The 23,438-nt window shown below is 63.6% G+C and carries 18 protein-coding genes; 9 read left to right on the plus strand and 9 right to left on the minus strand.

Annotated features, from left to right (window positions below; translation table 11 throughout):
- On the plus strand, positions 1-718 hold a 718-nt coding region (aroC, locus tag Q0X85_RS02220), incomplete at its 5' end, for a chorismate synthase (RefSeq protein ID WP_297768401.1).
- A 230-nt stretch (positions 719-948) separates the two neighbouring features.
- Here aroC and Q0X85_RS02225 read toward each other — a convergent pair.
- The 3 genes from Q0X85_RS02225 to Q0X85_RS02235 form a co-directional block, all read right to left on the minus strand.
- Positions 949-1,821, minus strand: a complete 873-nt coding sequence (locus Q0X85_RS02225; protein WP_297768404.1) for a hypothetical protein — start codon at positions 1,819-1,821, stop codon at positions 949-951.
- 10 nt (positions 1,822-1,831) lie between these two features.
- The gene (locus Q0X85_RS02230; protein ID WP_297768407.1) at positions 1,832-2,701 is read right to left on the minus strand and encodes a DMT family transporter; all 870 of its coding nucleotides are present in this window, start codon (positions 2,699-2,701) and stop codon (positions 1,832-1,834) included.
- An 85-nt stretch (positions 2,702-2,786) separates the two neighbouring features.
- Entirely contained in the window at positions 2,787-3,437 is a 651-nt protein-coding gene (locus Q0X85_RS02235; protein WP_297768410.1) for a ribonuclease T2, read from the minus strand.
- A gap of 115 nt (positions 3,438-3,552) precedes the next feature.
- Between Q0X85_RS02235 and Q0X85_RS02240 the strand changes: the two genes are divergently transcribed.
- Entirely contained in the window at positions 3,553-4,335 is a 783-nt protein-coding gene (locus Q0X85_RS02240; RefSeq protein WP_297768412.1) for a cell cycle transcriptional regulator TrcR, read from the plus strand.
- A 301-nt stretch (positions 4,336-4,636) separates the two neighbouring features.
- Entirely contained in the window at positions 4,637-5,809 is a 1,173-nt protein-coding gene (locus Q0X85_RS02245; RefSeq protein WP_297768414.1) for a type III PLP-dependent enzyme, read from the plus strand.
- A gap of 54 nt (positions 5,810-5,863) precedes the next feature.
- Here the strand turns inward: Q0X85_RS02245 and Q0X85_RS02250 are convergent, their stop codons facing one another.
- On the minus strand, positions 5,864-7,144 hold the full coding sequence (locus Q0X85_RS02250) for a hypothetical protein (protein WP_297768417.1): 1,281 nt from the start codon (positions 7,142-7,144) through the stop codon (positions 5,864-5,866).
- 168 nt (positions 7,145-7,312) lie between these two features.
- Here Q0X85_RS02250 and Q0X85_RS02255 point away from each other — a divergent pair, with 168 nt between their 5' ends.
- Positions 7,313-7,945: a transglycosylase SLT domain-containing protein gene (locus Q0X85_RS02255; RefSeq protein WP_366129115.1), complete on the plus strand. Its 633-nt coding sequence runs from the start codon at positions 7,313-7,315 to the stop codon at positions 7,943-7,945.
- A gap of 78 nt (positions 7,946-8,023) precedes the next feature.
- Here Q0X85_RS02255 and pepN read toward each other — a convergent pair whose 3' ends face one another.
- A complete protein-coding gene (gene pepN, locus Q0X85_RS02260; protein ID WP_297768422.1) occupies positions 8,024-10,579 on the minus strand; it encodes an aminopeptidase N in 2,556 nt (851 codons plus the stop codon).
- A gap of 110 nt (positions 10,580-10,689) precedes the next feature.
- On the opposite strand from pepN, the gene Q0X85_RS02265 reads away from it, so the two are divergent.
- The 4 genes from Q0X85_RS02265 (at position 10,690) to Q0X85_RS02280 (ending at position 13,550) form a co-directional block, all read left to right on the plus strand.
- Positions 10,690-10,887, plus strand: a complete 198-nt coding sequence (locus Q0X85_RS02265; protein ID WP_297768424.1) for a hypothetical protein — start codon at positions 10,690-10,692, stop codon at positions 10,885-10,887.
- 15 nt (positions 10,888-10,902) lie between these two features.
- Positions 10,903-12,390 carry an FAD-binding domain-containing protein gene (locus tag Q0X85_RS02270; RefSeq protein ID WP_297768427.1) on the plus strand — a complete coding sequence of 496 codons (1,488 nt, stop codon included), beginning with the start codon at positions 10,903-10,905 and terminating at the stop codon, positions 12,388-12,390.
- Positions 12,390-12,596, plus strand: a complete 207-nt coding sequence (locus Q0X85_RS02275) for a DUF2256 domain-containing protein (protein WP_366129117.1) — start codon at positions 12,390-12,392, stop codon at positions 12,594-12,596. Before Q0X85_RS02270 ends, Q0X85_RS02275 begins: the two co-directional genes overlap by 1 nt.
- 177 nt (positions 12,597-12,773) lie before the next feature.
- Complete coding sequence (locus Q0X85_RS02280) at positions 12,774-13,550, plus strand: gamma-glutamyl-gamma-aminobutyrate hydrolase family protein (RefSeq protein ID WP_297768429.1); 777 nt, start codon at positions 12,774-12,776, stop codon at positions 13,548-13,550.
- A gap of 11 nt (positions 13,551-13,561) precedes the next feature.
- On the opposite strand, the gene Q0X85_RS02285 is transcribed toward Q0X85_RS02280, so the two are convergent.
- The 4 genes from Q0X85_RS02285 to Q0X85_RS02300 form a co-directional block, all read right to left on the minus strand.
- A complete protein-coding gene (locus Q0X85_RS02285; protein WP_297768431.1) occupies positions 13,562-18,301 on the minus strand; it encodes a Hint domain-containing protein in 4,740 nt (1,579 codons plus the stop codon).
- 166 nt (positions 18,302-18,467) lie between these two features.
- Positions 18,468-20,714, minus strand: coding sequence for a Hint domain-containing protein (locus Q0X85_RS02290; protein WP_297768434.1), 2,247 nt, complete (start codon positions 20,712-20,714; stop codon positions 18,468-18,470).
- A gap of 111 nt (positions 20,715-20,825) precedes the next feature.
- Complete coding sequence (gene kynU, locus Q0X85_RS02295; RefSeq protein ID WP_297768436.1) at positions 20,826-22,019, minus strand: kynureninase; 1,194 nt, start codon at positions 22,017-22,019, stop codon at positions 20,826-20,828.
- Between the two features lie 10 nt (positions 22,020-22,029).
- Entirely contained in the window at positions 22,030-22,782 is a 753-nt protein-coding gene (locus tag Q0X85_RS02300; RefSeq protein ID WP_297768439.1) for an SDR family oxidoreductase, read from the minus strand.
- 77 nt (positions 22,783-22,859) lie between these two features.
- Here Q0X85_RS02300 and Q0X85_RS02305 point away from each other — a divergent pair, with 77 nt between their 5' ends.
- Positions 22,860-23,312, plus strand: a complete 453-nt coding sequence (locus Q0X85_RS02305) for an isoprenylcysteine carboxylmethyltransferase family protein (protein ID WP_297768442.1) — start codon at positions 22,860-22,862, stop codon at positions 23,310-23,312.
- Positions 23,313-23,438 lie beyond the last annotated feature (126 nt).

The raw sequence follows: 23,438 nt of genomic DNA on the forward strand, positions 1-23,438 counted from the left end.
CGAGACGGCGGCACGGGTCGCGGCGGGCGGCGTCGCGCGCGCGGCCCTTGCAGCCCTCGTGCCGGGGCTCGAGGTTAAGGGCTACATGGTCGCCATGGGCGAGAGGACACTCGACCGCGCCCGCTTCGATTGGGACGCCATCGACGGCAATGATTTCTGGCTGCCCGATGCCAGCGCCGCCCCCGAGTGGGAGGCTTACCTGCAAACCCTGCGCAAGAACCACGATTCGGTCGGTGCGATGATCGAGGTGGTGGCGCGCGGTGTGCCGGCCGGCCTCGGTGCGCCGATCTACGGCAAGCTCGACACCGATCTGGCCTCGGCGATTATGTCGATCAACGCCGTCAAGGGCGTCGAGATCGGCGAAGGCATGGCCGCCGCCACCCTCACCGGCAGCGCCAATGCCGACGAGATATTCATGGGCGAGACCGGCCCCGAATATGCCTCGAACCATGCGGGCGGCATCCTCGGCGGCATCTCCACCGGGCAAGAGGTGGTGGTGCGCTTCGCCGTGAAACCCACCTCCTCGATCCTGACGCCGCGCCGCTCGATCACCGTCGACGGCGACCCTATCGAGGTGGTCACCAAGGGCCGCCACGACCCTTGCGTCGGTATCCGCGCGGTGCCGGTGGGCGAGGCGATGATGGCCTGCGTGCTGCTCGATCACCTGCTGCTGCATCGCGGTCAGGTGGGCGATGGGCCCAGGGGCAAGATCGGCTGACATCCTCTATCCGACAGCAAGAGAGACCGTCAGCCTTAGCCACAAAATGTTGCCAGCCGACCGGTGGCATCAGGTCTTTGCTTGAGACATTCAGGGATCTTCCGAAGGCGGTCTGGATACGGTTCACGCGCCTTGTGTACGGGTAGCTTGGAAGGGTCACAGGCGGGCCCAATCGTAGTTGAGCCCGCACCTCAGCCTAACATGTAAGGATGGCCCCGCCTCGGTTTAAGTTAAGAGCAAAAACGGCTTGCGACGTCATCGACGCTGGAACCACCCAAATTGTAGATAAAATATTTCGGATTGTTATCAGGGCGATACCTGACGTTGAAGGTTTTCCCGTTGGCGCACCGACCTCGGGCAACCACCTCCTGTGTGTGCCTCTCGTAAGGTATGCGGCTCGTAATCTTGTAACCGGATTTGGCCTCCCGCGTCCCTGAGCGGGAGGACCGCGCGTTACCCGATGAGGTGGCTTTGGGCTGACTGGTCGCCGAAGCCGAAGCTCCAGCCGGGCATCCGCCTGACCCGCACAGTGCCTCGGACGCTTTCGCGACACCGCCCGCGACAACCAAAGCCGCGCCCGCGCCCGCAAGAACCTTGTCCCAGCCGAAGCCGATGTCGGATTGGCCTCCCCGGGCGGTTCTCACGGGCCTCCGAAGGTTCTGCGTGTCTCCGCGTTCAAACGTGCTCCACGCGGCGTCAGTGCCCGCTGGCGCACAAGAATCGCCCTCTGGGTCCTCCGACCGTGTCACGCGCATCGAATAACAGATTTTATCATCACCGGCCCACCAACGACCGGCTTCGCGTCTGGCATAGCCTTTGTCCGTGCGTTTGCTGTAGACAGCCTGACCGTCTGTTTGGTGATAGATGTAGCGCGTCCCCAAAGACGGGTTGTTTGGTCCCAGATGATCCAGACGTTTTTCGCTGGTGAGCTTTGAGACGGTGTTGCCGCGATACTTTTCAACGACCTGCGCCTTTGTCAGCGGCCCTCCGCAGCCCGCAAGCACAGTACATGATAATAGAACACCTAATTTTACAAACCGCATGAATTCATACCAATAATTTTCAAACGCGATCAGAAACACAGTTTCGGCCTGACCTGTCAAGTCTGGTTAGTCAGACCCGACGCTGCCGCGACAATTGTACCGCCAGAATGCCGCCCATGATCACTGCCACACCGATCAGGTCCTGCGCGCTCAGTGTCTCGCTCAGGATCAGCGCCGCGATGGCCACGCCGAGGAACGGGTTGAGAAAGTGAAAGGTGGCGGCCTTGGTGGCCCCGATCCGGTTGACCAGCCAGAACCAGGCCAGCGTCGCCGCCAGCCCCGGCACCAGCGTGGTATAGGCAAACGCCGCGACCAGCGTCCAGGACCAGGTGATCTCGATGGTCTCGAGCCCCACTGCTGCGACCCCGAGGACCGCGCTGCCCACCAGCATCTGCAAGCCCACGACCATCAGGAAATTGCCGCCCGAGGTGGCCCCGCGCACCGCCAGCGTGGCAAACGTCAGCGCAAACACCCCAGCCACGCAAAGGCTCAGCCCGTAGAGGTCGACACCGCCCTGCAACCGCGCCCCCATGATGATCGTCACCCCGATCACCCCCGCGACAAGGCCCAGCATCCCCATCAGGCCGATCCGCTCACCAAAGATCAGCCAGCCCGCCAGCCCCACCAGAAGCGGCATGGTCGAGGCGATGATCGCGGCCAGCCCGGCCTCGATGGTCTGCATGGCGACAAAATTCAGCCCGAGATAGAGCGCGTTCTGACAGATCCCGAAAATGATCGTCGCGCGCCATTGCCCGCGCGTCAGATGCCATCTTTGCCCCAATGCGCGCGCGATCAGCACCCCCAGCAGCCCCGAGACCAGAAAGCGCAGGCTGAGCGCCGTGAGCGGCGGCGCCGAGGCCACGATGATCCGCGCCGAGGTGAATGCCGAGGACCACATGAGCGCAAAGCCCAGCCCCATGAGGATTGCCCGGATGTCCATATTCTTGCCTGTCCTGCCTGATATGCGCGATTGGCCGCGACCATTCAGGAAATCGGGCAGGGGTTCAAGGGTTCACACCAGGCAATCACCGGATCGGATCGAAGAGCGCGTCGCGCAAGCTGCAGTCCCGCACCACGTCTGCACCGCAGGGCACCGGTGCCAGATCACGCGAAAGGCACAACCGTGCCTCCTGAATGCGCCCGGCGCGGCAGGTGATGGTCAGCATGTCGGGCTCAAGTCCGGGGTTGGCCTTCAGAAACGCGTCTTCGACCACTTTGGCCGGAAGCCTGACGGGTTTGGAAAGTTTGCGAAACACGTCCGGGCGGTTCAGTCGGTCATAGGCGGCGCGCGACAAGGCATAGTACCCGGCGGCCGGGAGGCCGGAGCAGACCCCGTGCTTGTTCCACTGATGCCAAGCAAGCCCGGCGTTGCCCATGATGTCCGCCATGGCCCGGGTCATTCCGCGCGTGGGCGGAGCGTGGGCGCTGGTGCAATCCTGTGGCCAGCCGCGATGATATTGCGGCCAGAGCCCGTGCAGAACCCACCCCGTATCGGCAGACGACTCGCATTGCGCCGCGTGCCGTGCGTCCCCCTCGAGCGCGCACCATGTGGGCGACCAGCTGAGCGCCAGCACGTAGTAGTCGAACACGCCCGCCCGATGCGTTTGCGCGGCGGCGGGGAGGCTGAACAGGGCCAGACAAGTCAACAGGACAAGGCGCATTCTTTGGTCTTTCATTTTGCCGTCCAGGGCAGTATACAGCGCCCAAGTTCCCCGACAATGGAGACCGTTCCGGCCCGCCGGAACCGCCTTTCAGGCGACGGGGAAGATTTGGGTAAAGGAGACCTGAGACATGTCACTGCCGATCATGGCCAAGGCCACAGCCGTCTGGCTGGTGGACAACACGACGATCAGTTTCAAGCAGATCGCCGATTTTTGCGGTCTGCACGAGTTGGAAGTGCAGGGCATCGCCGATGGCGATGTGGCGGCAGGCGTCAAGGGGTTTGATCCGATTGCCAATAATCAGCTGACCGAGGACGAGATCGAGCGCGCCCAGTCCAATCCGCTGCACAAACTCAAGCTCAAGTTCAACGCCTCTGCTCAGGGCGAAGAAAAGCGGCGCGGCCCCCGCTACACGCCGCTCAGCAAGCGGCAGGACCGTCCGGCGTCGATCCTGTGGCTGGTCAAGTTTCACCCCGAACTGGCCGACAGCCAGATCGCGCGGCTGGTTGGGACGACCAAGCCGACGATCCAGGCGATTCGCGAGCGCACGCATTGGAACATCGCCAATATTCAGCCCATCGACCCGGTCGCTCTTGGTCTGTGCAAGCAATCAGAGCTGGATGCCGCCGTGCAAAAGGCCGCAGCCAAGAAGGCCAAGGAAGGGGAGTCGCTGAGCGATGACGAGCGCCGCAAGCTCCTGAGCACCGAGCAGAGCCTCGAATCGGACGCAGAGCCGCGCATCCCGACCGCGATCGAAGGTCTGGAGAGCTTCACGCTTGGGCAGGATTACCACCCCGAAGAGCGCGAAAAACAGTACGATGCGGACAGTTTCTTCAACCTGCCCGAGTCCGATTCCGATGACGAGGGTGAGGACGACGACAACGACAACGATGAGGCCGACAAGGATCGCTGATCCGGCTGTCATGCGTCGACGGAATGAGGCCCGGACATTGCGTTCCGGGCCTTTTGCGTGGCTTGACGTGGATTGCGCGGTGGGGCGACGAGGATGGCGCGATCGGCGCGTGGACAAAGTAATTTGATCCGCTGCAAAAATAATGATTGCACGACTCGCGCACTGATCCTAATGCGCAATCACAGACGCCAACGCACGCGCCTCTGGCCGGTGGTCCTGCCGCCCGTGTTTACGTAGCGACGGTAACGTCTCCTGTTATGAACTGGTCGGGTGAGAGCCCGGGTCCTGATCGGAGATGACCATGAACGCCTACGTGACCCCCTTTGCGGGCGGCGACGCCATTGTTGCACCCTCGCCCATCGTCGATTTTATCCGCAACACGGCGTTTGATCGCCCGACGCTTGTCTTGCACCGCGAGACCGTTGCGCAGAATTACCGCGCGCTCAAGGCCGGGCTTGGCCGGGCCGATATTCACTATGCGGTCAAGGCCAACCCGGCGCGCGACGTGATCGAGACGCTGATCGCCGAAGGCAGCCGGTTCGACGCCGCCTCGCGGGGCGAGATCGAGCTTTGCCTGAGCCTTGGTGCGCAGCCTGCGCATGTTTCCTTTGGCAATACCGTAAAGCGTGCCTCTGACATTGCCTTTGCCCATCATGCCGGCATTTCCCTCTTTGCCGCAGATTGCGAAATGGAGCTGGACAAGATCGCCCGGCACGCACCGGGCGCGCAGGTCTATATCCGCCTGCTGGTCGGCGCGACCGGGGCAGACTGGCCGCTCAGCCGCAAGTTTGGCTGCGCGCCCGAGCGTGCCGTGGGCCTGATGGATCATGCCGCATCGCTTGGCCTGCATCCTGTCGGCCTGTCGTTCCATGTCGGCAGCCAGACCCGCAAGCCCGAGATGTGGCGTGAGACACTGGATCACGTCGGCGCTGTCTGGTCCGAGGCACGTGCCGCCGGACATGCGCTGAGCCTGATCAACATCGGCGGTGGGTTTCCGGCCTTTTACGGCGAGGAAATCGAGACACCGCAGGTCTATGGGGCACACGTGATGGCGATGGTCGAGGCACGCTTTCCCGGAGCGGTCCGCGTCATGGCCGAGCCGGGGCGTGGCATGGTGGCGGACGCGGGCATGATCGCCGCCGAGGTGCTGCTGGTCAGCCGCAAATCGGATGACGATATCTGCCGCTGGGTCTATCTCGATATCGGTCGCTTTTCCGGGCTGGCCGAAACCGAGGGCGAGGCGATCCGCTATCAGTTCCTCACCGAGCGCGATCACGAGGCGACCGGCCCCTGCATTCTCGCAGGTCCATCCTGCGACAGCGCCGACGTGCTCTATGAAAAGCGCCCCGTTGCCCTGCCGGTGGGACTTGAGGCCGGGGATCGGATCATCATCCGCAATTGCGGTGCCTACACGTCGAGCTACTCCTCGGTTGGCTTCAACGGATTTCCGCCACTCGACGTTGTTGTGATCTGACAACCAGACCCCGCAATGGCATGGCCGTTGCGGGGCCGTTGCGGGGCCGTCGCGTTACAGTGCCGGCAGCCGATACATCCCTGAGCTGGAAAAGGCGATCGAGCTGCCGTCTTCGATATCCTCCGCAAAGCGTTGCGCGATGACCCGAAGCGCGGTGTGGCGGCCCTTGGCGACCAAGGCGCGCCGCGATGGAAGCGCGGGTGTCAGGCCGGGGTTGAGCAACATCTGCGACCAGATCAGCGGATGCAATTCCTGGAGATGGTTTTCAAGCAACCAGTCAAGACAATCATGGATTCTCTTGCGCGCGTTCTCCTGCGCCCCGCCGCGCCGCTTTCGGCCCGCTTTCGGGGCCATCACGATCCCGCAGAACGCCGATAGCTGGTTGATGACATGCTGATCCCGCCGCCGTTTCACGATGTCGCGGAGCCCATCGACAAAGTAATCGGCATCAAGTTGGCTGATCGCTCCGGGATCGAGGGCCAGAGCGTCCAGGTAGACCCATGTGTAGCCGCCCGCGCCCCAGATCTCGCCGGTGCGCGCGGCGGTGCGCCGGGCTTCGAGTTCGAGCATCTCGTAGCTGCCGTAGCGTGCCGGTAACAATGCCTCGCCCAGTGCGCGCATGTGGCGCGGTCCGTCTGGATCAAGGTCGATCAGGCGCTCATAATCGTCGGCCACGCGCATGCGGGGCTGCGGCCGCGCGGCAAGAAGCGCGCATTGCGCCGCTGCCAGCGGCGGCGCGTCGAGTTGGACGCCGTCAAAGTTCGAGAGGATTTCGCCAGCGCGCTTGAAGTGCTCCAGAAAGCGCAATTCATGGGTGGCGTGGGTGCGGTCGCTTGCCGTTGCCCGCCAGGCCCAGGCGATGTCGATATGCGCCAGAGCCGCGACAAGTGCGCAGGGGTAACTGTCGGGAAATTCCGCCTGCACTTCTTCCAACGCCGCGATGCCGGATGGGTCGGGTTCCGCATCGTCGTAGAGCGCATCCTCGGCCGCAGCCACGACGTCGGCACGGGCTCCAACGGCCAGCAGGGTCGTGGCGCTCTCGCCGCCAGGCGTGCGGAGCCGGGCCGCGTCGGCGTGCTCGATCTGTTGCGCCAACTCCTCCCACATCTCCTGCCGGGCCAGCTTTTGCCCGCGATCCTGATGCGTGGCACGTGCCATTTCCTCATCGGTGACGGGAAGCGACGGCAACAGGATCCGCTTGCTGAGGCTGTCGAGGTCAGTCCGGGGCTTGCGCCTCAGAAGACCCAGAAAATCTGGCAGGCGTCGCGCACGGGACCTGAAGCTGCGTTTGTCAGGCTCGATCATCTCGGGTTTGGCAATCGGTTCGAACGGCATGGTATCTCCGGCACTCTGATGATGCGACCATGCCGCCGGATTTCGACCAAAAGAGGGCAAGGCTTGGGTCAAGGCAGGGAATGATGCCATACCCGGTTGTGCGTTGCCTTACCGTTTGAATTGGGTCAAACTCATTTGATGATCAGAATTTTATTGTCTGTTTTCATTATGTTTTGGCCTCTCACTGCTTTGCCGCAAGAGGGAGAGGAGCCGCGCGCCAGGCACGAGGTGCCTGCGCGGGATGGCAATATTCCGCGCACCAGATGGGAGCATCGCGCTGATGCCCCTCTTTTGACGCGCAGCGCGCTCTCGGCCCTCAAGGCGCATGGCGCCCCGTTGATAAGCATCGTACCCCGCGACATCGCGGACTGGTGCCCCGCTTATGCCGCTGGTGACGAGCGCCGCAGGCGGGCCTTCTGGGTGGGCTTTCTGTCTGCTCTTGCCAAGCATGAAAGCACCTATAATCCAAAGGCCATCGGCGGTGGCGGGCGTTGGCATGGGTTGTTGCAGATTCTGCCAGCCACCGCGCGCGGTTACGCCTGTCGCGCAGGCACCGGGGCGGCGCTGCGGAATGGGGCAGAGAACCTCTCATGCGCGATTCGCATCATGGCGCATACGGTGTTGCGCGACGGGGTCGTGTCCGAAGGTATGCGCGGCGTGGCGGCGGATTGGGGCCCGCTGCACAGCCGTTCCAAGCGCGAAGACATGCGCCGATGGGTGCGCGCCCAGAGCTATTGCAAGCCGTTGTCCACCGTGCGCCCCCAAGCACGACCGGCCAATCTCGCGACCACGGATGATTGAGCCGCGACCCTGAGGTGTCACACCGTCCCGTTTTGGATGCCTGAGAATGCCCCGCGATACCCAGCCTTGGACGAGATGTCAGGTACCGCGAATGCGCGCGACCATTTCGGTCGTATCCCGGCTCAGGCCCGGCGTGGCGAGGATACGGTCGAGCTGAGCGGTGATGAGGGCCTGCCGGTCGGCATCGTAGCGCCGCCACGTCTCGAAGGCAGAGCACATCCGCGCCGTGGTCTGCGGGTTGAGCGGATCGAGCGCGATCAGCCAATCCGCCAGCAGCGCATAACCCTTGCCCGAGGCATGATGAAAGCCTGCCGGCGACATCGCAAGCGCGCCCAAAGTGGCACGAAAGCGGTTGGGGTTGCGAATCGTGAAATCCGGGTGCTCGGTGAGGCGGGCAGCGGTATCTGCCGTGTCCTCGGGGGCCGCATGTACGATTTGCAGGCTGAACCATTTGTCGATCACCAGCCGGTCATGCTGCCATTGCTCATAGAATGCCTGCACAGCGGCTGCGCCCTTGCCCGCCTGTAGCAGACACGACAGCCCCGCAAGTTGCTGCGTCATGTTGTTGGCGGCGTCATATTGGGCCTGCGCCTGCGCGCCGCCGTCGCGCCGGGTGAGGATCGCAAGCGCGGCATTGGCAAGCGCCCGCGCGCCGGTCTGATCGGGGTCGGGCCGGTATGGCGCGGTGACCTGATGCCGGTCATAGAGGGTGCGCGCGGTGGCCTCCATCGTCACGGCGCGGGCGTCGCGCAGGGTCTCCAGCGCGTCCCAGATGGCCTGCGGATCGGGCGTCTCGCCCAGTTCATAGAGCGACTGCGCAAGATCATCTTCGCTTGGCAGGCCAAGGGCGAGGGCGCGAAAGGCCGGGTCAAGCGTCTCGTCGCGGGCCATGGTGTGCACGGCGTCGAGATAGGCGGCATCTGGCGCGGCCCCCTCAAGGATCATTGCCAGCAGGCCGTTGCGGGCCAGGGCGCGCCCGGCCTCCCATTTGTTGAACGGGTCGGTGTCATGGGCGAGCAGGAAGGCGCGTTCTTCATTGCTGGTTTCACGTTCCAGGATCACCGGGGCGGAGAAATCGCGCAGGATCGAAGGGATGGGGCGCGAGCCAAGCCCGGTGAATTCCAGAAAATCCCGCTTCTTGTCGAGCTCGAAAACCTGTGTCTCGCGCACCTCGTCGCCATTCTCGTTCAACAGCCCCACGGCAATCGGGATCACGCGGGGGTCTTTCACCTCCTGCCCCGGCGTGGGCGGCGTGTGCTGCACGAAATCCAGCCGATAGGTGCCGGCCCCGTCCCAATGTTCTTCGACATTCACCCTTGGCGTTCCGGCCTGGCTGTACCAGCGCTTGAACTGCGACAGGTTCCGCCCGGTGGCATCCTCGAACACCTTCAGCCAGTCCTCGATGGTGCAGGCCTGCCCGTCATGGCGCTCGAAATACAATTCAAGCGCCTGCGCATAGGCGTCATCCCCGACCAGCGTCTTCAGCATGCCGATCAACTCGGCCCCTTTCTCATACACCGTCGCGGTGTAGAAATTGTTGATCTCGACAAAGCTTTCGGGGCGGACCGGATGGGCGAGCGGGCCGTTATCCTCGCGGAATTGCCGGGCGCGCAGCGCGATCACGTCGCCGATGCGCTTGACGGGGGCAGAGCGCATATCGGCGGTGAACTCACTGTCGCGATAAACCGTCAGCCCCTCCTTGAGGCAGAGCTGAAACCAGTCGCGGCAGGTGATGCGGTTGCCGGTCCAGTTGTGGAAATATTCATGCGCGATGATCGCCTCGATGCGCTCGAAATTGGCGTCGGTGCTGGTCTCGGGGCTGGCCAGAACGCAGGACGAGTTGAAGATGTTGAGCCCCTTATTCTCCATCGCGCCCATGTTGAAATCATCGACCGCCACGATGTTGAAGAGGTCGAGATCGTATTCGCGCCCATAGGCTTCTTCGTCCCAGGCCATGGATTTCTTGAGCGCCTCCATCCCAAAGGCGCATTTGCCCTCATCGCCGGGGCGCACCCAGATGTTGAGATCGACGGTGCGGCCCGAACGGGTGGTGAAACGGTCTGCATGCGCGATCAGGTCGCCCGCCACGAGGGCGAAGAGATAGCTGGGTTTCGGCCACGGATCGTGCCATTCGGCCCAACCGTCGCCTTGTGCCACCGGGTTGCCGTTTGACAGCATCACCGGCATGTCGCCCTCGATGCGCACGGTAAAGACGCCCATCACATCCGGTCTATCGGGGTAATAGGTGATCTTGCGAAACCCCTCGGCCTCGCATTGGGTGCAATACATGCCGTTCGACATATACAGGCCCTCAAGCGCTGTATTGTTGGCCGGGTCGATCTCCACCTCGGCCTCGAAGGTGAAGGGCGCGTCGGGGGCATCGGTGGTCAGACCCTCTGGCGTCACCTCGGGCGTGATCGCCACGCCGTCGATTTTCGCACCTATGAGGCGCAGGTTTTCGCCATGCAGAAAGAACTCACGACTGCGTGACTCGGGGTTGGGGCGAAACTCTACCCTGCTGAGAACGCGGGTTTTTTCGGGTGAGAGGCGAAAGGTCAGGTGGACCTTTTCGACCAGAAAGGCTGGCGGAGTGTAATCGGCGAGATAGCTGGTCTGGGGCGAGGCGTCTTTCATCGCGGGCGTCTCCGTTGGCTGGAACAAGAGGTTTCGCCGGACGTTAGGGCGATGCGCGTGCAGCTTCAATGGGGGATGCGCGCGGATGGACGGATATGAAAGGAGCCACAATGTCGGCACCCGAGACGAATGTCGAAAAGCAGAAGCAACAGCACAAACCCGCGCTGATCGGTATCCGGGGGGTGATGATCTTTGCTCTGGTGCTGCTCTTGGGGCTGATCGGCTGGGTCGCCTCGCAGGGGCAGACGCCGGTCGACCCGGACGTCAAGATCGACGGACGCACTGGTGAGGAAGTGGTTGTCGAATGATCCGGGTGGCGTGAGATGACCGCGCCGGTGATCTGCTGGTTCAAGCGCGATCTGCGGGTGCAGGATAATCCGGCACTCGCCCTTGCCGCGCGGCTTGGCCCGGTGATCCCGCTCTATATTGTTGAGCCGGAGATGTGGGCGCAGCGGGATGCGTCTGGTCGGCAGTATGCGTATCTCGGCGAGGCGCTCGACAGCCTGCGCGACGACTTGAACGGTATCGGCCTGCCGCTGAGTGTTCGCGTCGGCGACGCGGTGCCGGTGCTGGAAAACCTGCGCGCGTCGCATGGCGTGACCGATCTGGTCAGCCACGAAGAAACCGGCAACGGCTGGAGCTATGCGCGCGACCGGCGCGTGACGGGTTGGGCGCGTGGGCAGGGCGTGACGTGGCATGAATTGCCGCAATGCGGGGTGATGCGGCGGCTGGGTAATCGCGACCGGTGGCAGGGCGCACGCGATGCATTCATGCGCGCGGCGGTGGTGCCGGTGGTGTCGGGCGGCGTGGCGGCGACGGGCGTCGAGACCGATGCCATGCCGTCGGCGCGGGCGCTTGGGCTTGAGGATCATTGCCCCGGGCGGCAGAAGGGCGGGCGGCGAGCCGCCATGCGTGCCCTCGACAGCTTTTTGACCACGCGCGGCGAGAGCTATACCCGCGCCATGTCCTCGCCACTCACTGGCGCGCGGGCCTGTTCGCGGCTCAGCCCGCATCTGGCGGTCGGCGTGCTTTCGGTACGCGAGACGGTGCATGCCGGACGCGCCGCACCAAACGGACGTGGCGCGGATTGGGCCCGCGCGATGCGATCCTTTCAGGCGCGGCTCGCATGGCGCGATCATTTCATGCAAAAGCTGGAGGATGAACCCGCGATCGAGCATCGCTGCCTGCACCCCGCCTATGAGGGCCTGCGCCCGCCAGAGCCTGACGCCGTGCGGCTCGCGGCATGGGCGCGGGGCGAGACCGGTCTGCCCTTCGTCGACGCCTGCATGCGCTCATTGATTGCCACCGGCTGGCTCAATTTCCGCATGCGCTCGATGCTGATGGCGGTGGCCTCCTATCACCTGTGGCTCGATTGGCGGGCGACGGGGGCGGTATTGGCGCAGTATTTCACCGATTACGAGCCGGGCATTCACTGGTCTCAGGTGCAGATGCAATCGGGCACCACCGGCATGAACACCATTCGCATTTATAATCCGGTCAAGCAGGGGCTGGATCAGGACCCGACCGGCGTATTCACCCGGGCTTGGGTGCCGGAACTGGCTGACGTGCCGGATGCGCAGTTGCAGCGGCCATGGGCGTGGGACGGGGCAGGCGGGCTGTTGGGCAAGGGCTACCCCACGCCGATCGTCGATCCGGTGGCAGCGGCGAAGGCGGCGAAAGAGGCGGTCTATGCCTGCCGCGCGGCGCATCGCGGCGATGCCGAGACCGCGCGGATCGTGCAAAAACACGCCAGCCGCAAGCGCCCGCGCCGCAAGCCGCGAAACGACGCACAGCTGAGCCTCGACCTTTAATGCCCCGCAGCCGCCGCAAATCCGACCTGCCGGTCAAGACCTGCGCCACCTGTGGCCGCCCGATGCAATGGCGGCGCAAATGGGCCAAGGTCTGGGACGAGGTGCGCCATTGCTCGGACCGCTGCCGCCGCATGCGCAACGCGCCCGGTCGAATACCCGGTGTGGACGGGGAAAATACGGCCGGTCGGGATGCATTTGACCGGTGACGCGGCCCCGCCCACGTCACCGAGTATGCGGCGCAAAGGTCAACAAACCGTGCGGGGATTTTGGGCAAACCCGCATCAGCGCACGCAAATATGTGCACGGATTGATGTTTTGTTATTCCATTGTGCGCTATATTTTAGACAAATGGAACGCAACGCGCCTGACCAAGAAGGACCAAAATGACTCGCCCGGTCGTCGGCATCATCGGAAACCAGTATCAGATCGACAATCGCTACCCCACCCATGCGGGCGGCACGATCAACTCTTCTGCCGTGGCCGATGTGGCGGAGTGTATGCCGCTGATCATTCCCGCCGACCCGCGCTATGTCTCGGTGGCCGAACTGATGGAAGTGTGCGACGGCTTTCTGCTGACCGGCGGGCGGCCCAATGTCCACCCCGAAGAATATGGCGAGGCGGCAACCGAGGCGCATGGGGCGTTCGACCGGGCGCGCGACGCGATCACCCTGCCGCTGGTGCGCGCCTGTCTGGAGCGCGGGCAGCCGTTTCTGGGAATCTGCCGCGGTTTTCAGGAGGTCAATGTCGCCATGGGCGGCACACTGCACCCCGAAATCCGCGATCTGCCGGGGCGTGACAACCACCGCATGCCGCCCGAGGGCACGATGGCAGAGCAATTCGCCCTGCGCCACACGGTGCGGTTCACGCCGCACGGCGTGTTCCATCGCCTGATGGGGGCCGAAGAGGTGATGACCAACACCCTGCACGGGCAGGGTGTGGTCGAGGCCGGTCACGGCGTGGTGATCGACGGATGGGCACATGACAGCACGCCCGAGGCGCTCTATCTCGACGGCGCGCGCGGCTTTACCCTCGCGGTGCAATGGCACCCCGAATACAACGCCGCCAACGACCCCGTCAGCCGCCCGCTGTTCACCGCCTTCGGCGATGCGGTGCGGGCCTGGGCGGCGGGGCAGGTGGCGCCGCTGCTGCGCAGCGCCTGAGCCTGTCCGGCTCAGACGACGGTTTCGTCTGACAGAAGCCTCGCTTCGTGCTGTCTGAGACAGGTTCGCGCGGTATTGCCATGGTAGCCGGGTGCGCTGCGCAACTCCGGGAAGATCGCGAACAGCTCTTCGCGGGCCGGTGCTTGGATCGCGGCCAGTGCGGTATCACCGGCATAAAAGCTCTCGGTGCCGATACCATTTGCGTATATCACCTCGTGGCGATCGAACATTATGTGGATATAAGTTACCTCCGGGCGGGGGGCGACGATCACGTCACGCCCGTTTACGAGGTGTTTCGCGGCCACCAACACCTCGTTTTCACCAAACAGCAATTCGGCCTTGTACCCTGTAAACAGCAGCCTGTGCTGAGGCGATACAACCAGACTGTCGCTCGCGCCCATAACCGAGGAGGCGACCGATATCGGTGCGAAATCACCCACTCCCGGCACCCGGCGGTTGCCGGTCCAGCGGATCGGCTGCAATCCGTGATCGCGCGTCACCACCATGTCGCCCGGGCGGAGCGTCTCGACCGGGCGTTCCCCCCATTGTGTCAGGATGTGGGTGCCGGGGGTGAAACAGATGATGTTCTCGATCTCCGAGAAATTCACCACCGAGCCATTCAACGTGAACGTGCCCGAGAGGCCACCGGACTCGTCGTCGGTGTTGGTGAATGTGATGTCGTCCCGCCCGACATCGGGTGTCAGAAAGAGGGTGTCACCATCGGTCTCATCGCCCTCGCCACCGATGATCGAGATTGCGCCGGTGTCGGCCTCGCCCAGGTCTGTCAGGGCAAAGAAATCGTCGCCCTCGCCGCCTTCTGCGCTGTCGCCCTGGCTCACGTTGATCGTGTCGTTTCCTGTGCCGCCGAATAGCGTATCGGCGTCGATGCCGCCATCGAGGCTGTCATCGCCCGCGTCGCCAAAGATGAGATCGGCATCGTCCAGGCCGAGGATGGTGTCGTTTCCGTCACCGCCGTGGATGCTGTCGTCGCCAAGGCCCGCGTCGATCAGATCATTTCCGGCTCCGGCGTCGATGACATCGTCATCGTCATTGCTGCGGCTGTCGGCGTTGTCCACCCGGTCGCCTTCCGGGTCACCGGTATAGCTGCTGTCGATGGTGTCATCGCCCGCCGTGCCCTCGACGATGTAGTCGGGCTGGAAGATGCCCATCGCGGCCAGCGCGTCGTGATCGGTGACAGAGGCGGGACCGACCCCCACGAGGGTCAGGCTCTCACCCCCCGGAAAGCTGAGGACGGCGTTGCCGTCGATGTCACTGCCGACGGTCACATCGGCCACGTTGACCGGATCACCGTTGGCATCGGTCAGGCCGCCTAGGTCCAGCTGATCCTGGCCTGTGAACGTTCCGTCGCCATTGTCGATCGGGGCGGCGAAGCCGGTGATCGTATCGGCCCCGTCGCCGTCGGCGAAAACGACCGTATCGACCGCACCATCGCCCGCGCCCAGATCGAAGGTATCGTTGCCGGCACCGCCATCGACCGTATCGGCCCCTGCGCCGGTGATGACCGAATCGTTACCGCCCGAGCCGAGCACCTGATCCGCGCCCGAGCCGAGGATGACGTTCTCGATTTCGATGAACTGTGCCGTATGGGTGCCGTTCGAGACCGTGCCCTGCTCGGGATTGTTCGGATCGCCCGCCGTCAGATCGAGCGTGACATCCTGCGTCATGGTGGCGGCGTCGAGCGTGTCTTGGCCCGACCCGCCGTCGGTCGTGTCATTGCCGAAATCGTCGGCCATGACGATCAGGTCGTCGCCCTCGCCTGCAATGACGGAATCGTCGCCCGTGCCGCCCAGAAGCGTGTCACTCCCTTCGCCGCCGGTCAGCGTGTCGGCTTCGCTCCCGCCGTCGAGATAATCGTCGCCCAGGCCGCCGAGCAGACTGTCGGACCCGGTCGCCCCCTCCATACTGTCATTGCCATCCTCGCCGTGGATTTCGTCATTACCGGCGTTGCCCCGCACGGTATCGTCGCCCAGTCCGGCAAAGACGACATCGTCGTTGCCGCCATCGGCAGCATCGTTGTTGTCGATCCGGTCACCGTCGGGGTCGTCGGTATAGGCGGCGTTGATCAGGTCGGCTCCGCCGGTGCCCTCGACGATGAAGTCGCCCGCGAAACCGGGAATGCCCATGGCAATCAGTTGATCGTCGCTTTGCACCGCCGTGATCGGCACGCCCGCGAGCGTCACGCTTTCGCCGCCGGGGAAGGTCAGCACCGCATTGCCGCCGGTATCCTCGGAGACGGTCACATCCTCGGTCGAGACCGGGTTGCCGCTGGCATCGGTGAGGCCGGTCACATCGAATTGGTCGCGCCCGGTGACGGTGCCGTCTCCGTTGTCGATGGGGCTCTCGAAGCTGGACACGACGTCATTGCCCGAGCCATCCGCCAGAACCACAACATCCTGATCGCCGTCGCCGGATCCAAGGTCGATCTGATCGTCGCCCGCGCCGCCTTCGATCGTATCGGCCCCGGAGGAGCCGAGGATCGAGTCGTTGCCTGATCCACCATCGACAAAATCGCTGTCGAAGCCGGAAAAGATCGTGTCGTCGCCGCCGCCCGCAAGGATGCTGTCATCGCCGAAATTGCCGATGATTTCCTCGGCCCCGTCCGAGCCGAGGACGGTATCCGACCCGGTGCCCATCTGGAACCGCTCGATCTCGGAGAACTCGGTGGTCGAGACGCCGTCGGTGATGGTGCCCGCCTCGGGTGCGGTGAAATCAACGGTCAAGTCGTCGGAGATCGCCGAGAAATTGATCCGGTCGCCGATGGTTTCGCCGGTTTCGCCGCCGGTGACGGTGTCGTTCTGCAGGCTGCCATCGAGAAAGATTTCGTCATCGCCCGCGTCGCCGTCGATCTGGTCGTCGCCAAGACCGGAATCGACCGTGTCATCGCCCGCGCCCGCAACGATCACGTCGTCGTCGCTGCCATCGGCGGCATCGCCCGCATCGACGCGGTCGCCATCCGGATCGCCGGTGTAACCTGAATTGATCAGGTCCGCGCCGCCTGTGCCCTCGACCACGAAATCGCGTGCATCCGGGATCCCCATGGCGACCAGCGCGGCGGTGCTGTCGATATCCGTGAGTGCCACGCCGCTCAGGGTCAGGCTCTCGCCACCCGGGAACGTCAGGATCGCGTCGCCCGTGCCGTCGCCATTGGTGTCGCTCAGCGTCACGTCCGCGGTCGTGACCGGGGTCGTTCCATCCGAGGTCATGCCAGCGACGTCGAGCAGATCGCCGCTGGCATAGGTACCGTCACCATTGTCGGTCGGTGCGGTAAACCCTTGAACCGTGTCAGTGCCTGAGCCGTCCGCGAGGATCAGCGTATCGGTGCCGCCACCCAGGACAATGTTTTCGATCTCGGAGAAGATGGCGGCGTTGCTGCCGTCACTCACGGACCCGGTCTCCGGGTTGGCGGCGCTGAGATCCACGACAATCGGGCCTGTGGTCGCCGACAGGTCGAGCGTATCACCGGCGGTTTCGCCGGTCTCGCCGCCGATGATCGTGTCGGCACCGAAATTATCCTCGATCCGGAACGTGTCATCGCCGTCCTGTCCGAACAGCTGATCATTGCCGGTGCCGCCGGACATCAGGTCATCGTCGGCGCCGCCGAAGATTGTGTCGTCGCCGGTGCCGCCCAAGATGGTGTCGTCGCCCGCGCCGCCGAGCAGTGTGTCGCCGCCGCCCAGCCCGCTGATCGAGTCGTCGCCCGCGCCGCCGTCAATCAAGTTGGTGGTGGTGCCGCCATCAAACACCCCGTCAAAGCCGGTCAGCGTGTCGTTGAAATCCGACCCCGTGATACCATCCACACCAGATAGCACGTCGCCGGTCGCATCGCCGCCCGTGGCGCTCATCGTCGACAGATCGACAGTCACGGCCGCGCCGGAGGTGGCATAATCCACCACATCCAGCCCCGAGTTGCCATTGAGCGTGTCCGCGCCGATCCCGCCGATCAGCGTGTCGTCGCCGATCCCGCCGTTCAGGATGTCGTTGCCTGCGCCGCCATCCAGCAGGTCGTTGCCGTCCCTCGCGTTGACCGTGTCATTGCCGGCCCCGGCAAGGATTGTATCATCTCCCGCACCTGCCTCGACGCTGTCGTCATTGTTTGCGGCAAGGTTGTCATTGGCGTCGATGCGGTCGCCCTCGGGGTCGCCGATATAGTCGATATCGATGAGTTCACCATCCGCCGTGCCTTCGACGATACCGTTGCGGGCGATATCGAGCTCCAGATTGTCGAGGGCGATGCCGGTCAGGCTGTTCAGCGCCCCGGCGTCACTGGTGGTGGACAGGGACAGGCTGTTGGTCGTCTCCGTCGCGGTAAAACTGAAGGTCGCGGTCTGCCAGTACGGGGCGGATTGACCGGTACTGTCCAACGGGATCGTCAGTGTCTGCGTGCCGATCGTGACACTCAGGTTCGTGGCGCCCGCCTGATTGCTGGTGCCGTTCGAATCGTTGACGTAGAAATCGAAGGAAAACGTATAGTCCTGGCCTGCGACAACGGTTGTGTTGAGCGTGGTCGACAGCGCCTCACGCGCCGTGCCGCCATCTGCGAACAGGGTGATGTATCCGCTGCCGTCCGAGGCGTCGAGATCGGCGGGCATCCAGCCCTGATTGGCCCATTCGAAACTGCCATCGGTCTGAAGATCGGGCGAGCCCGAGGTGATGGTCCAGCCAGAGGGCGGCTGCGACCCCGTCGTGGCTGTGTTGGTTTCAAAGACACCGTTGGTGATATGGTTAGCCATGCTAAATCTCACACTCGTTCATTAACGGGTACGTTCCTGCGCGACACAGCGGAGCCCCGCGATGGTAGGCAAAATTGCTAGCCATTGGATTAACCCCCCTGTCTGGCGCGTCTGTGGTGGCATTCAGTCATTTTAACGGCAGCACCCCAGCGTATTTCAGACCTGCTCACATGCAGGGTTGCAAAAGCCGCGCCTCGTGGCGTTTCAGGCAGGGCCGGGCCGTGGGTCCGTAGGTGTCAGGGTGGCTGCGCATTTCGGGGAAAATGCGGAACATTTCCTCACGTGACTGATCGGAGATCGCGGTCAGTCCGACATCGTCGGCGTGAAAGCTCTCGGTTGCGGCGCCGTCGGCATAAATCACCTCGTGGCGGTCGAGCATCACGTGGATATAGGTGACCTCGGCCTGTGGGGCCTGGCTCACGTCGCGCCCGTCGATCAGATGTTTTGCCGAGACCAGCACCTCGTCACAGCCAAACAGCAGCTCCGCCTTGTAGCCTTTGAACAGGAACCGATGCTGCGGCGAGACCAGAAGCGGCGCATGCGAGTTGTCGAGAACATGCGCGGCGATGCGGATCGGCGCAAAGCGGTCGATGCCCGGCACGGTGCGCTGTCCTATCCAGCGGATGGGCTGCGGACCATTGTCGCGGGTGATCAACAGATCCCCTGCGCGCAGAGTCTCGACAAGGCGGCCCCCCTGTGGCGTCAAAAGGCGCGCGCCGGGGGTGAAACAGATGATGTTCTCGATTTCCGAGAAGGACACCAGCGTGCCATCCGACAGCGTAAACGTGCCCGAAAGCCCGCCTGCGGTGTCGTCTGTATTGCTGAAGGTGATGTCCTGCTTACTGGCCTCGGGTGATAGAAAAAGCGTATCGCCGGTGGTCTCGTCCCCTTCGCCCCCGACGATGTCGAGCGTGCCGGTGCCAGTCTCGCTCGGGGTCTCGATCACGAAGAGATCGTCGCCATCGCCCCCGTAGAGCGTATCGTTCTCACCGGCGATCAGCGTATCTTCGCCGCCCTCGCCAAACAGCAGATCAGCCCCGTTGCCGCCGTCGAGATAATCGTCACCCGCAATGCTGTCGGCGCCCACGATCAGGGGGCTCGACGCTAGATCCTGTGTCGCGCCGCCGGGCAGTGTCACCTGCCCCGAGAGCACATTGCCCCCAAGGTTTTCCCAATAGCGGACCTCGATGGTATAGCTCTGACCCGCGTCTAGCGTGACCTCACCCCAGCGGGTTGTTGCGGACTGATGGAAATCATTGTCGAGAAACGACCCGGTAGAGCCGTCCTGATTGCTGAACGTCAGAGGATTGCCCTGACTGTCGAGGATACGGATGGTCGATCCGTCGTCCGAGGTGGTCTCGAACCGATGCACCCCGTCTTCGGAGGCGATCAGATTGGAGCTGTAGATAACGCCATAATCGTTCGGATCGGGCTGCCCGGTCGCCTGCTGCCCATGCGCGGTGACATCGAACGCATCGGTGGTGCCCGACGCGGCAAGCGTGCCGCTTTCGATGTCGAAGGCCTGTCCGTCGGCAGAGCTGAAATCGCGTGTATAGACTTCGTAGGACCAACGCTCATTAGGCCCCGCATCGCCATGCAGCACGTCATTGCCGTCGCCGCCTTCGAGGCTGTCATCACCGGCGCCGCCGATCAGCGTGTCGGGCCCGCCCTGACCGAGCAGCGTATCGTTCCCGGCCTCGCCGCTGAGCGAATCGGCGCCGGTTCCGCCCGAGACCAGATCCTCGCCAAGCCCGGCGAGCACGGTATCGCTGCCCGCGCCCGCTTCGATCACATCGTCATTGAACCCGGCCCCGCTGAGGCCGTCTCCATTGTCCACGCGGTCCGAGCCGGACGTGATCGGCTCGACATATCCGCTATCGATGAGGTCATTGCCCCCGGTGCCGTCCACCACGCCGTCATCCCAGCCCTGTAGCAGCCGGTCTGCGCCCAGATTTGTGTTGGTGCTGGCGTTCACACCATCCAGTGTGAGCGAGATGATCGGGCCTGCCTCGAAGGTATTCACATCGCCGTTGGCCGTGAACTCCGGCGCAAGGAACAACTCGCCATCCGTGGATTGCGCGAGAACGGCCGTGACCGTCGCCGTGGTGCCATCGGCATAGGTGATCGTCGCATCAAAAACGCTCAACCCGTCGAACGTGAAGGTCTCGACGCCGTTGCCGATATCGGTGGTGAATTCGTCATTCGTGACGCTGTTGTTCATGTCGAGCGCACCCGCCGCGCCGCCATTGTCTATGGTGGTCGCGCTCGTGATGTGCTCGTAAAGCGGATCGGTTGCCGTCCCGTAGCTTTGATTTACGAACAGCGCCGCATTTTCGGCATCGCTGTTGCCCTCGGTCGGGTCCAGTACAAGGGGCGAATTGCCCAGATGAATCCAGTTGAACGTCGTCGGCATAGCACCCACACCATGTTGTTTCCAAATTGGATACACAGTGTCTGCGGCTGCAATTGGCACACATTCTGGAGAAATTTAGGACAATTGTGTCTAAAGAAAGCCTGATACCTTTCAGGTAACCGCAGCCCGGGTGCGATACTGTGGCGCGTCCCAGAGATGGTCCTGCATCACATGAGCCAGGCGGTGTGCAGCTTCGCGGACCTCGGAGTTGGTGAGGTAGAGCGGGGTAAAGCCGAAGCGCATGATATCGGGCGCACGGAAATCGCCGATCACGCCGCGCGCGATCAGCGCTTGTATCACGGCATATCCCTGTTCAAAGCGGAACGAAACCTGGCTGCCACGCAGCACGGGATCGCGCGGGCTGGCCAGTGTCAGCATCGGGCAGGCGGCCTCGACCTCGGCGATGAACGTTTCCGAGAGCTCGATGGATCGCGCGCGCAGTGCCCCCATGTCCACGACATCCCAAACGTCGAGTGCCGCATCGAGCGCCGCCATCGCCAGCACCGGCGGTGTGCCAACGCGCATCCGCTCGATGCCTGCGCCGGGGCGGTAGGCGGGCTCGAAGGCGAAGGGCGCGTCATGACCCAGCCAGCCCGAGAGCGCGGGAAAGGCCGTATCGGCATGGCGCGGGGCCACGTAGATGAAGGCGGGCGCGCCGGGGCCGCCGTTGAGATACTTGTAGGTGCAGCCGACGGCGAAATCGGCGCCTGCCCCCGCCACATCAACAGGCAGCGCCCCGGCGCTATGTGCCAGATCCCAGACCGTGACGGCCCCGTCGGCATGGGCGCGGGACGTAAGATCAGCCATGTCGTGGAGCCGCCCGGTGCGGTAATCGACCTCTGTCAGCAATGTCACCGCAACCTCATCGGTGATCGCGGCTGCCACCGCTTCAGGCGCGACCACGCGCAGCTCATGACCCCGGCCAAGCGCGCGGATCAACCCCTCGGCGATGTAGAGATCAGACGGAAAATTGCCGCTATCGCTGAGGATCACACGCCGGTCGGGGCGCATGTCGAGCGCCGCCGCGAGCGCCTGGTAGACTTTGATCGAGAGCGTGTCGCCCAGCACTACATGGCCCGTCTCCGCCCCGATCAGCCGCCCTATACGATCCCCAAGGTCACGCGGCTGCTCCATCCATCCGGCCTGGTTCCAGCCGGTGATCAGCATCTCGCCCCATTCGTCGCGCAAGGTGCCTTGCATTCGCTCGACCGCGGCGCGCGGCAGCGGACCGAGAGAATTGCCGTCGAGATAGATCACGCCCTCGGGCAGGTGGAACATGGCGCGCGTGGCGTCGAAATCTGTCATTTTCCTCTCCTCAGAGCTGACCGCCCACGATTTCTATGGCCTGACCATTCACGCTGCCCGATCCGGGGCCGCACAGCCACAGCACCGCCTGCGCCACCTCGTCGGGGGCAAGCAGGCGGTTGTGGCGGTTGGCGCTGACCATCATGGCGCGGGCCTCCTCGGTCGAGACGCCGGCGCGCTCTGAAATGGTGGCGACGTTACGGCTGACGATCTCGGTATCCACATAGCCGGGACAGATCGCGTTGAAGGTCAGCGGCGTGCCCAGATAATCCTCGCTCAGGGCCCGGATCAGGCCGATCAGCCCGTGTTTGCTGGCGCTATAGGCCGAGGCGCCTTTCAGCCCCTTGAGCCCGGCGATGGACGAGATCGCGACCACCCGGCCCCAGTCGGTCTTGCGCATCCCGGTCAGGCATTCGCGCACCGTGTAGAACGCCCCGTCGAGATTGGTCGCCATCATCTGCCGCCAGAACGCCGCGTCGGTCTTGTGCAGCGCGCGGCCCTCGGCGATGCCCGCGTTGGGAATGCAGATCTGCACCGGGCCGCGTGCGTTGACCGCAGCGGCGACACCTTCGACCACCTGGCGCTCGTCGGTTACATCCATCGCCAGAGGATAGAGGCCCTTGCCGGCCACCTCTTCGAGCACGCCAGCGCGTCGCCCCGTAATAGTGACTTCTGCCCCTTCGGACGCAAGCGCGCGCGCGATCGCCAGACCGATTCCGCTGCCGCCGCCGGTGATCAGAGCGTGTTTGCCGTCAAGTGCCATGTTGCCTCCCTCAATTCTGACGCTAGTGTAGCCACGTCCCGCAACGGGGCAACCGCATAGCAAAGGACGTCGCGCGCATGCTCAAATGGATCGATATGCCGCCGGTCTGGCTCGTGGGGTTTCTCGTCGTCGCATGGCTGCAGGCGGCGCAGTATCCCATGGGCCTCGGCTTTGGCGAGACATGGGCGGATCTTCTCGGGGGGCTCTTGGTGGGGGGCGGGCTGCTGCTCATCGCGATGGCGGCGATGGAATTTAGACGCTACAAGACCACCATCGTGCCGCACGAGACGCCCGAGCGCCTTATACAGTCCGGCATATTCCGCCGCTCGCGCAACCCGATCTATCTGGGGGACGCGCTGATCCTCGCCGGTCTCATCCTGCGATGGGACGCGGTTCTGTGCTTACCATTGATTCCCGTTTTCGTCTGGGTGATCGAAAAACGCTTTATATTGCCCGAAGAAGACCGCCTGCGCCGCAAATTCCGCATGGATTTCGCGCAATATTGCGAAAAAACCCGACGTTGGTTGTAGGACCCGCGACAATCTTGATCTCGTCAGTCACGAAATAGTGTGAAATAACGACCTTCGGGAAAACGAAACCGGCATGCGGCTTCAGCGCTGCCACAAGAACACGTGATCTGCCAAGGGGGGACACAG

It is taken from the genome of uncultured Roseovarius sp. (assembly GCF_947259555.1).
Classification (GTDB): domain Bacteria; phylum Pseudomonadota; class Alphaproteobacteria; order Rhodobacterales; family Rhodobacteraceae; genus Roseovarius.